Below are 8,915 nucleotides of genomic sequence, written 5' to 3'. Positions count from 1 at the left end.
CCCCGCCCCCGCCCTCTTCTACGGCGGGGCCGTACCCCTGCCCGCGGGGTTCAACCCCGCCCCCCCCCCGCGCCCCCCGCCGCGGGGGGGGGGGGGGGCGGGGGGGGGGGCCCCCCCCCACCCCCGCGCCGTTCCGCTCCTGCGTACAGCGCGGCCGCTGTACGGTGATGGCATGTCGAGACACGTCACCATCCGCCTGGACGAAGAGTTCCACGAACGCCTCAAGGCGCGCGCGGCGGCGCTGGGTACGACGGTCACCGCGCTGATCACCGAGGTCACCGAACGCGAACTGGACGAGGACCGCAAGTCGTTCCTGTCCGGTATAGACGAGTTCGCCGACCACTGGGGCTACTTCCAGGAGCGGTTCGGCAATTGAAGATCACCATGGAATGGGCCTGGACCGCCCTGGCCCATCACCTGCCGTCGGATCCGGCCGTATGGGACCCCTCCGGGGTGGCCGCCGCGGTCGCCCGGCACCAGAACGACCTCGTCCTCGTGCCCGAACAGCCCGCCCCGGACACCGCGTGGCGGGCCGCCGCGTTCCTGCACACCCTCGCGGTCTGCCCGGCGCTCGAATCCCCGATGAACGAGTTCTACGCGGCCGCCGCCACCCGCTCCTACCTGCGGGTGGCGGGGGCCAAGCAACTGCCCTCGCCGGAGGAGCTCGGCGATCTGGTGGAGGCGGCGAAGGTCGGCCGCGCGGACATCGGGACGGTCGCCGAGGAACTGCGCGCCCTCATAAGGGAACCGCTGCCGGCCTCGCTGCGCGGCCATGGCGAGGACGCGTAGCGAAGCCGGGGCCGCGGGGCCTGGTCAGAAGGTGATCCGCCAGCTGTTGATGTAGCCGGTGTCCTGCGCCGCCACGTCCTTGACCTGGAGCTTCCACACGCCGTTGGCCACCTCGCTCGACGCGTTCACCGTGTACGTGGCGATGACGTCGTCCCCCGAGTCCGAGCCGGAGTTCTTGAGCCGGTACGCCGTACCGTCCGGGGCGATCAGGTCGATCACCAGGTCACCGCGGTAGGTGTGGACGATGTTCACGTCGACCTTGGTGGTCGCCGGGGCGTTGCCCGCGACGCCCGAGACCGTGATGGGCGAGGTTACCGCCGGGGCGGGCGAGTCCGGGACCGCCACGTCGGTGGTGTTCTCGAAGGACGGGCCCGGCGGCACCTGGGTGGCCGCGCCGAGGGTCCACACCGCGTAGGCGATGGCGTCGGAATTGCGGTCGAGCGCGGTGTCGTTGATGTTCGCCGAGGTGTCGCAGGACGCGTGGTAGCAGCGGTCGAAGGCCTGACCGGAGGTGCCGCCCCACTTCTGTGCCTGGGCGGCCGTCTTGGTGTAGTCCGCGCCGGAGAACAGGCCGCCGACCGGGATGCCCGCGTTCTTGAACGGTGCGTGGTCGGAGCGGCCGTCGCCCTCGGTCTCTATCTCCGTGGGGATGCCCACGCCCGCGAAGTAGGTCTTGAAGGTCTGCTCGATCGTCGGGTCGTCGTCGTAGACGAAGTAGCCCGGGTTCGGCGAGCCGATCATGTCGAAGTTCAGGTAGCCGGAGATCTTCGACTTCTCGGCGGCCGGCAGGCTGTTCACGTAGTACTTCGAGCCGACCATGCCCAGTTCCTCGGCGCCCCACCAGCCGAACCGCAGGTGCTTCGTGGGCTGCAGCTGGGCGCGGGAGACGGCGAGCGCCGTCTCCAGGATCGCGGCGCTGCCCGATCCGTTGTCGTTGATGCCGGGGCCGGCGTTGACCGAGTCCAGGTGCGAGCCGGTCATCAGGACGGAGTTGGGGTCTCCGCCCGGCCAGTCGGCGATCAGGTTGTAGCCGGTGGCGCCGCTGGAGGTGAAGGTCTGCAGGGTCGTGGTGAACCCGGCCGCGTCCAGCTTGGCCTTCACGTAGTCGATCGACGCCTTGTAGCCGGCCTTGCCGTGGGCGCGGTTGCCGCCGTTGCCGGTGGCGATGCTCTGGAGCTGTGCCAGGTGCGCCTTGACGTTGGCCACCGGGATGTCGGGCGGGGCCGGCGCCGCCGTGACCGCCGTGGGGGCGGGTGCGGCGGGTGCGGCGGGTGCGGCGAGGGCCGCCGGGGTCGTGGCGGCGTACAGTCCCGCCGCCGTGACCGCGAGCGCGGTCACGGCGGCGAGGCGCCGGGAGACGGACAGGCTCATGTGGGGGCTCCGGATTCCGTTGGGGATGAGACGGAACGTGCGGTATCGAGCAGGTGAGCGTGCGTGCGTCAGTTCGAGCCCGATGCTGAGTGAGGGCGTGACGGCCCGTCAAGAGCGCAATCCGGTCAGGGGTGTTCGCCATGCGGACGATCCCCGGTGCGGGAAGTCCGTACCGGGGACCGTGAGGTGGCTGCGAGTCGGTGTTACGCGGGCTCGCGGGCCGGCGCCGCTGCGGCGGGCGGTGCGGTGGCGGCGGGCGGTGCAGGGGTGGTGGCGGCCGTCACGGCCGGGGCGGCCGCTTCGAGGCGGGCCCGGTTGCGGCGCGAGGTGCGCAGTGCCTCCCACGTCAGGATCACCAGCGCGACCCAGACCAGGGCGAAGCCGGCCCAGCGCTCGGGCGGCATCGCCTCGTGGAAGTACAGCACCCCGAGCCCGAACTGGAACACCGGCGCCAGGTACTGGAGCAGCCCCAGGGTGGACAGCGGCACGCGGATCGCGGCGGCCCCGAAGCAGATCAGCGGGAGCGCCGTGACCAGGCCCGTCGAGGCGAGCAGCGCGGAGTGTCCGAAGCCCTCGGAGGTGAGCGTCGACTCGCCGCGCACCCCGAGCCACACCAGGTACGCCAGGGCGGGCGGGAACAGCAGCGCGGTCTCGGCGGTCAGCGATTCCAGGCCGCCCATGTTGAGCTTCTTCTTGATCAGGCCGTACGTGGCGAAGGAGAAGGCCAGCACCAGGGAGATCCACGGCGGACGCCCGTACCCGACGGCGAGCACCACCACCGCGGCGAAGCCGATGCCGACCGCCGCCCACTGGGCCCGGCGCAGCCGCTCGCCCAGGACGAGGACGCCGAGGGCGATGGTGACGAGCGGGTTGATGAAGTAGCCGAGGCTCGCCTCCACCACCTGGCCGTTGTTGACGGCCCAGATGTAAAGACCCCAGTTCACGCTGATCACGCAGGCGGCCAGCGCGGTGAGGCCGAGCTTGCGCGGCCGGCGCACCAGATCGGCGATCCAGCCCCAGCGGCGCAGCGCGAGGAGCGCGACGCCGACCACCACCAGGGACCACACCATGCGGTGCGCGAGGATCTCGATCGCCCCGGAAGGCTTGAGCAGCGGCCAGAAGAGGGGGACCAGCCCCCACATCCCGTATGCGCCGAATCCGTAGAGCAAACCCGTGCGCTGCTCGTTCTCCGCCTTCACGGGGCGCCTCCAGTGCGACTTCCGGCCAATCTCACAACCTCACGACCGTAGCGCCGCAGCGCCCCGATGTCATGCCCGTCAACACGAGATACTCATGACATCTCGCGGGTTCCCGTGTGGCCGGAGCCGAGCGGGGCTCAGGCCAGGGCCGCGGCGATCGCCTGCGCCACGGGCGTCGTCGGCCGCCCGATCAGCCGGGACAGGTCCCCGCTCGCGCCGGCCAGTCGCCCGCGCGAGATCGCCGCGTCCACGTCGATGAGGATCGCTGCGAACCCCTCGGGCACTCCTGCGCCGGTAAGGACCTCCAGGTGCGCGTCGGCCGGAACCGCCGCGTACGAGACCTCGCGGCCGGACTGCTTCGCCACCTCGGCCGCGTACTCCTCCAGGCTCCAGGCGGTGTCGCCCGAGAGCTCGTAGACCCGGTTCAGGTGCCCCTCGCCGGTCAGTACCGCCGCGGCGGCGGCCGCGTAGTCGGCCCGCGCGGCGGAGGCGATCCGGCCGTCGCCTGCGCTGCCCACGACCGCGCCGTGCTCCAGGACGACGGGGAGCTGGGCGGTGTAGTTCTCGTGGTACCAGCCGTTGCGCAGGAAGGTGTAGGGCAGCCCGGAGTCCAGGATCGCCTGCTCGGTGACCTTGTGCTCGGCGGCCAGGTCGAAGTCCGCCTCGGGGCCGCCGAGGATCCCGGTGTAGGCGAGCTGGGCGACGCCCGCCGCCTTCGCCGCCTCGATCACGGCGGTGTGCTGGGGCACGCGCCGCCCGACCTCGCTGCCGGAGATCAGCAGGACGCGGTCGCCCGGGGCGAAGGCGCCGGCGAGGCTCGCCGGGTCGTCGTAGTCGGCGACGCGTACCTCGATGCCCTGCGCGGCGAGGTCGGCGGCCTTGCCCTCGTTGCGGACGGCGACGGCGATCCGGTCCGCGGGGACCCGCTTCAGCAGTTCCCCGACGACCAGGCGGCCGAGGGCTCCGGTGGCTCCGGTGACGACGATGCGGCTCATGGTGGTTCTCCTCGGTGCGGCGTTGGCTTGTTTCCACTACCGTATGGAGAGCGCTAACTTTTCGGTAGTACCCACTTCAAAGTAAGGTACTGACATGGGAGTAAGTGATAAGCCCGGCGGCGCGCAGACCGTCAGCGTGAAGGCCCCGATGTGCCCCTCTCGGGGGGTGCTGGAACACGTCACCAGCCAGTGGGGCGTCCTCGTCCTGGCCGCCCTGGTGGAGCGGCCGTACCGGTTCGGCGAACTGCGCCGGGAGGTGGGCGGCGTCAGCGAGAAGATGCTCACCCAGACCCTGCGGACCCTGGAGCGCGACGGCTTCCTGCTGCGCCACGCTCATCCGGTGATCCCCCCGCGCGTCGACTATTCGCTCACCGATCTCGGCCGCGAGGCCGCCGAGCAGGTCTGGGCGCTCGCGCGCTGGACCGAACGGCGTACGTCCGACGTCCAGGCGGCCCGCCTCGCCTACGACGAAGCCCGGACCTCTTAGCGAGATCCGGGCGGGTGCGGAGCAGCGGGCGGCGGTCAGCCGACGACAGTCCAGGTGTCGTTGCCGGCGAGCAGCGTCGCCAGATCGCCCTTGCCGCGCTGGTCGACCGCGGTGTCGAGCTGGTCGGCCATCAGGGTGTCGTAGACCGGGCGGTCGATGTCGCGGAAGACGCCGATGGGCGTCTGGTGGAGCGTGTCGGGGTCGGCGAGGCGGGAGAGCGCGAAGGCGGTCGTCGGGCTCGCCGCGTGCGCGTCGTGGACCAGGATCCGCGCCTCGCTCTCCGGCGTGACGGCGACGACCTCCAGGTCACCGGTGGTCTGGTTGCGGACCACGCCCTTGTGGCCGTCGGCGCCGAAACGGATCGGCCGTCCGTGTTCGAGGCGGATGACCGCCTCCTGGGCCTGCTCCTGGTCCTTGAGGACCTCGAACGCGCCGTCGTTGAAGATGTTGCAGTTCTGGTAGATCTCGATCAGGGCGGTGCCCTGGTGGTCGGCCGCCTGGCGCAGCACCTCGGTGAGGTGCTTGCGGTCGGAGTCCACGGTGCGCGCGACGAAGGAGGCTTCGGCGCCGAGCGCGAGCGAGACCGGGTTGAAGGGGGCGTCCAGGGAGCCCATCGGAGTGGACTTGGTGATCTTGCCGAGCTCCGAGGTGGGCGAGTACTGGCCCTTGGTCAGACCGTAGATCCGGTTGTTGAACAGCAGGATCTTGAGGTTGACGTTGCGGCGCAGGGCGTGGATCAGGTGGTTGCCGCCGATGGACAGGGCATCCCCGTCGCCGGTGACGACCCAGACGGACAGGTCGCGGCGGGAGGTGGCCAGGCCGGTCGCGATGGCGGGGGCACGGCCGTGGATGGAGTGCATCCCGTACGTGTTCATGTAGTAGGGGAAGCGGGAGGAGCAGCCGATGCCCGAGACGAAGACGATGTTCTCCTTCGCCAGCCCCAGCTCGGGCATGAAGCCCTGCACGGCGGCCAGTACGGCGTAGTCACCGCAGCCCGGACACCAGCGGACCTCCTGGTCCGACTTGAAGTCCTTCATCGACTGCTTGGCCTGGGCTTTCGGCACCAGGGACAGCAGCGACGGTGTCGGCGCGTCGGTCACGTCAGTCATTGATGGCCTCCTTGAGAACCGTCGCGAGCTGTTCCGCCTTGAAGGGCATTCCGTTGACCTGGTTGTACGACTGGGCGTCGACCAGGTACTTCGCCCGGATCAAGGTGGCCAGCTGCCCGAGGTTCATCTCCGGCACCACTACCTTCTCGTAACGCCCCAAGACCTCACCGAGATTCCTCGGGAACGGGTTGAGGTGGCGCAGGTGGGCCTGGGCGACGGGCAGGCCGGCGGCGCGCAGACGGCGGACGGCGGCGGTGATGGGGCCGTACGTGGAGCCCCAGCCCAGGACGAGCGTGCGGGCCCCGTCCGGGTCGTCGACCTCCACGTCGGGGACGGTGATCCCGTCGATCTTGGCTTGGCGGGTGCGCACCATGAAGTCGTGGTTGGCCGGGTCGTACGAGATGTTGCCCGAGCCGTCGTGCTTCTCGATGCCGCCGATGCGGTGTTCCAGGCCGGGGGTGCCGGGCAGCGCCCAGGGGCGGGCCAGGGTTTCCGGGTCCCGCTTGTAGGGCCAGAACACCTCGGTGCCGTCGGCCAGGGTGTGGTTGGGGGCGGTGGCGAAGCGGATGCGCAGGTCGGGCAGGTCGGCGACGTCCGGGATCCGCCAGGGCTCGGAGCCGTTGGCGAGGTAGCCGTCGGAGAGCAGGAAGACGGGGGTGCGGTACGTCAGCGCGATCCGCGCCGCGTCCAGCGCCGCGTCGAAACAGTCCGCCGGGGTGCGCGGGGCAACGATCGGCACCGGGGCCTCGCCGTTGCGCCCGTACATCGCCTGGAGCAGATCGGCCTGCTCCGTCTTGGTGGGCAGCCCCGTGGAGGGGCCGCCGCGCTGGATGTCCACGATCAGCAGCGGCAGCTCCAGCGAGACCGCGAGGCCGATGGTCTCCGACTTGAGGGCGACACCGGGGCCGGAGGTGGTGGTCACCGCCAGGGCGCCGCCGAAGGCCGCACCGAGGGCCGCGCCGATGCCGGCGATCTCGTCCTCGGCCTGGAACGTCCGCACGCCGAAGTTCTTGTGCTTGCTCAGCTCGTGCAGGATGTCCGAGGCCGGCGTGATCGGGTACGAGCCCAGGTAGAGCGGGAGATCAGCCTGCTGACCTGCGGCGACGAGCCCGTAGGCGAGGGCCAGGTTCCCCGAGATGTTGCGGTAGGTGCCGGTCGGGAAGGCGCGGGTGGCGGGGGCGACCTCGTAGGAGACCGCGAAGTCCTCGGTCGTCTCCCCGAAGTTCCAGCCCGCCCGGAACGCCGTCACGTTCGCCTCGGCGATGTCCGGCTTCTTCGCGAACTTGCTCCGCAGGAAGGCCTCCGTACCCTCCGTCGGCCGGTGGTACATCCACGACAGCAGGCCCAGCGCGAACATGTTCTTGCTGCGCTCGGCCTCCTTGCGCGAGAGCCCGAAGTCCTTGAGCGCCTCCACCGTCAGCGTCGTCAGCGGCACCGGGTGGATGTTGTACGCCGAAAGGGAACCGTCCTCCAGCGGGGAGGTCTCGTAGCCCACCTTCGCCATCGGACGCTTGGTGAATTCGTCCGTGTTGATGATGATCTCCGCACCGCGCGGCACATCCGCGATGTTCGCCTTCAACGCCGCCGGATTCATCGCCACCAGCACGTTCGGCGCGTCCCCGGGCGTCAGGATGTCGTGGTCCGCGAAATGCAGCTGGAACGACGAGACACCCGGAAGAGTGCCGGCAGGCGCCCTGATCTCGGCCGGGAAGTTCGGCAGCGTGGAGAGGTCGTTCCCGAACGACGCCGTCTCCGAGGTGAAGCGGTCCCCGGTGAGCTGCATACCGTCACCCGAGTCACCCGCGAAACGGATGATCACACGGTCGAGACGGCGGATCTCCTTGCCGCCCCCACCTGGTCGCGGTGGCGTGCGCTGCTCGCCGACGACGGACTCTCCGGCCCCGTCGGCCTGCTCGGCTGGGCTACTGACCTGGCTGGTCACTGAACTGGACCTCCTTCGAGGCGGGCGTTCGCTCCCAAGGTCAACCCTACGTCCGTCAGGCCGCTCGTCCCTGGGTCGCCCGTATTCTGGACCGTCGTTTCGCAGACGGTCTGTCCGACAGACGCCGTGCCATACGCGAATATGCCGCACCGCCGACGGTGCGGCCCTGGAGACCGGCTGGTGCGTCGGTGGCGACGCGCCGGCCCGCCTCACCTGAAAGAGTGTCAGTCGATCAGGACCTCAGGTAGGTGAGAACGGCCAGCACGCGCCGGTGATCCCCGTCACTGGGGGACAGGCCGAGCTTCATGAAGATGTTCCCGACGTGCTTCTCCACCGCCCCGTCGCTCACCACGAGCTGCTTGGCCACCGCCGAATTGGTGCGCCCCTCGGCCATCAGCCCCAGGACCTCGCGCTCGCGCGGCGTCAGGCCCGCCAGCACGTCCTGCTTCCGGCTGCGCCCGAGGAGCTGGGCGACCACCTCGGGATCCAGGGCGGTGCCGCCCCGGGCCACGCGCACCACGGCATCCAGGAACTCCCGCACCTCGGCCACCCGGTCCTTCAACAGGTACCCCACCCCGGTGGTGGAACCGGCCAGGAGTTCGGTGGCGTACTGCTCCTCCACGTACTGCGACAGCACGAGGACACCTATCCCCGGGTAGTCGCGGCGCAGCCGCACCGCCGCCCGGATCCCCTCGTCGGTGTGCGTCGGCGGCATCCGGACATCGGCCACCACCACATCCGGCAGCGCACCCTCCGCGTCCAGCTCCGCCACCGTCTTGACCAGGGCTTCCGCGTCCCCGACGCCCGCCACGACGTCATGCCCCCGGTCGGTCAGCAACCGGGTCAGGCCCTCACGCAGCAGCACTGAATCCTCGGCGATGACCACACGCACCCTGTCTTCCACGACTCAGCAGCTCCCGCGTCCACTCGTAGGCCGGAACCCCGCTGATCACCGGCTGGGCCAAGCATCCCAGCCCGATGGCCCGGAACGGAGGAGTCCGGGCCAAGTGGGGGATTTCCGAC

Annotated in this window: 9 protein-coding genes; 3 read left to right on the top strand and 6 right to left on the bottom strand. The window is 70.4% G+C overall.

All coding sequences use genetic code 11. The features are described from left to right. Positions 1-172: 172 nt before the first annotated feature. Both ACIA6C_RS09490 and ACIA6C_RS09485 read left to right on the top strand, forming a co-directional pair. Positions 173-376 carry a hypothetical protein gene (locus ACIA6C_RS09490; RefSeq protein ID WP_251050317.1) on the top strand — a complete coding sequence of 68 codons (204 nt, stop codon included), beginning with the start codon at positions 173-175 and terminating at the stop codon, positions 374-376. Then, complete coding sequence (locus ACIA6C_RS09485) at positions 373-789, top strand: hypothetical protein (protein WP_361134082.1); 417 nt, start codon at positions 373-375, stop codon at positions 787-789. The genes ACIA6C_RS09490 and ACIA6C_RS09485 overlap by 4 nt, the downstream gene beginning before the upstream one ends. Before the next feature lie 24 nt (positions 790-813). Here the strand turns inward: ACIA6C_RS09485 and ACIA6C_RS09480 are convergent, their stop codons facing one another. From ACIA6C_RS09480 to ACIA6C_RS09470, 3 genes are all read right to left on the bottom strand, one after another. Continuing rightward, complete coding sequence (locus ACIA6C_RS09480; protein WP_399274007.1) at positions 814-2,160, bottom strand: M28 family metallopeptidase; 1,347 nt, start codon at positions 2,158-2,160, stop codon at positions 814-816. Positions 2,161-2,363: 203 nt separating this feature from the next. Beyond that, positions 2,364-3,359, bottom strand: a complete 996-nt coding sequence (rarD, locus tag ACIA6C_RS09475) for an EamA family transporter RarD (RefSeq protein ID WP_399274005.1) — start codon at positions 3,357-3,359, stop codon at positions 2,364-2,366. Between the two features lie 137 nt (positions 3,360-3,496). After that, positions 3,497-4,354, bottom strand: coding sequence for an SDR family oxidoreductase (locus tag ACIA6C_RS09470; protein WP_399274003.1), 858 nt, complete (start codon positions 4,352-4,354; stop codon positions 3,497-3,499). A gap of 94 nt (positions 4,355-4,448) precedes the next feature. Here ACIA6C_RS09470 and ACIA6C_RS09465 point away from each other — a divergent pair, with 94 nt between their 5' ends. Then, positions 4,449-4,841, top strand: a complete 393-nt coding sequence (locus ACIA6C_RS09465; RefSeq protein ID WP_399274001.1) for a winged helix-turn-helix transcriptional regulator — start codon at positions 4,449-4,451, stop codon at positions 4,839-4,841. Positions 4,842-4,876: 35 nt separating this feature from the next. Here ACIA6C_RS09465 and ACIA6C_RS09460 read toward each other — a convergent pair whose 3' ends face one another. The 3 genes from ACIA6C_RS09460 to ACIA6C_RS09450 form a co-directional block, all read right to left on the bottom strand. Beyond that, positions 4,877-5,950 (bottom strand): 2-oxoacid:ferredoxin oxidoreductase subunit beta, encoded by a 1,074-nt coding sequence (locus tag ACIA6C_RS09460; RefSeq protein ID WP_399273999.1) that lies wholly within the window; start codon positions 5,948-5,950, stop codon positions 4,877-4,879. After that, positions 5,943-7,892, bottom strand: coding sequence for a 2-oxoacid:acceptor oxidoreductase subunit alpha (locus ACIA6C_RS09455; RefSeq protein ID WP_366082858.1), 1,950 nt, complete (start codon positions 7,890-7,892; stop codon positions 5,943-5,945). Before ACIA6C_RS09455 ends, ACIA6C_RS09460 begins: the two co-directional genes overlap by 8 nt. A 232-nt stretch (positions 7,893-8,124) precedes the next feature. After that, positions 8,125-8,784, bottom strand: coding sequence for a response regulator transcription factor (locus tag ACIA6C_RS09450; RefSeq protein WP_361134623.1), 660 nt, complete (start codon positions 8,782-8,784; stop codon positions 8,125-8,127). Between the last annotated feature and the right edge of the window lie 131 nt (positions 8,785-8,915).

Source organism: Streptomyces sp. NPDC051578, assembly GCF_044454045.1.
GTDB lineage: Bacteria > Actinomycetota > Actinomycetes > Streptomycetales > Streptomycetaceae > Streptomyces.
Note: the sequence above shows the minus strand (reverse complement) of the source record. Positions and strands in the feature narration are given on the sequence as shown.